Source organism: Okeania sp. (assembly GCF_983059655.1).
In genome coordinates, this window is sequence record NZ_CEZPJD010000636.1 from 1 (window position 1) to 1,177 (window position 1,177).

The 1,177-nt window shown below is 39.0% G+C and carries 1 protein-coding gene; it reads left to right on the plus strand.

Annotated elements, in window-relative coordinates:
* Positions 1-427: 427 nt before the first annotated feature.
* The gene (gene ubiE / locus AC3DU7_RS25665) at positions 428-1,129 is read left to right on the plus strand and encodes a bifunctional demethylmenaquinone methyltransferase/2-methoxy-6-polyprenyl-1,4-benzoquinol methylase UbiE (RefSeq protein ID WP_488042114.1); all 702 of its coding nucleotides are present in this window, start codon (positions 428-430) and stop codon (positions 1,127-1,129) included.
* The last annotated feature ends 48 nt before the right edge of the window (positions 1,130-1,177 follow it).

The following is a 1,177-nucleotide window of genomic DNA, read 5'->3' on the forward strand; positions in this document are numbered from 1 at the left end:
GCTGAAGCAAGAGGTACTGATAACTGATAACTGATAACTGATAACTGAAATGACCTAGTTAAGAATTATGTGGAGCTATAATCTCCCGTTATAATCAAGCGATTTGACAGGAGAGCTTCAAAAAAATGAAAACTGCTACTTTTGACACTCCACGGGATAAATTAGCGTGGATTCTTCAAAGGAGCTTTCTATCGGGTTAAAACCACGATTTTCATATTGCTAGTACCGTACCGTAGTACATATACAGCAGTCTACTAGACGGTGCCAATTGCCACTACTCTCTCCGGTCAAAAGACCATTGAGGCTACTTTATTAGGCTATATATCTAAATTATGATACATTTTTTTTGACTACGGATTAAAAGCCTTCAGATTGTTTCAATTCAGCCGTTAAAACTTGCCGGTTTTCCACTTACCAAAATTCTACGATGATTAATAACTCTACAGAGGTTCAGGCCATATTTAATAGAATTGCCCCAGTTTATGACCAACTTAATGATGCACTAAGTTTGGGACTACATAAAATCTGGAAGCAAATGGCTGTCATGTGGAGCGAAGCTAATGATGGGGATACTTGCTTAGATTTATGTTGTGGTAGTGGAGATTTGGCGTGGATGTTGGCCAAGTGTGCTGGAAGTAAAGGTATAGTTTATGGAGTAGATTTTTCTGTACAACAATTGGCGATCGCTCGTAACCGCAGATCGCCTTTATGTAGTCAGATTAGTCCTATTAATTGGGTAGAAGCAGATGCTTTGAATTTGCCCTTCGCAGATAATTATTTCGATTGTGCTACTATGGGGTATGGTCTGCGTAATGTCTTAGATATTCCTAGTTGTTTACAAGAGTTATATCGAGTCCTCAAGCCTAATTCTCAGGCAGCCATTCTGGATATGCACCGTCCTAGTGCTTCTCTAGTAAGAAGTTTTCAACAGTGGTATCTAGATACAGTTGTAGTTCCTGTGGCTCGTAATTTGGATCTAACTCAGGAATACGCTTATATTAGTCCAAGTCTGACTAAATTTCCCACCGGGCAAGAACAAGAGGGAATAGCATATCAAGCAGGATTTGTCAATGCCAAACATTACCCTATTGCTGGCGGTATGATGGGAATATTAGTAATTACAAAATAATTTTTTAAAGTTTAGACGGTGTGTGACGGTACGCTTATCATTTATGGA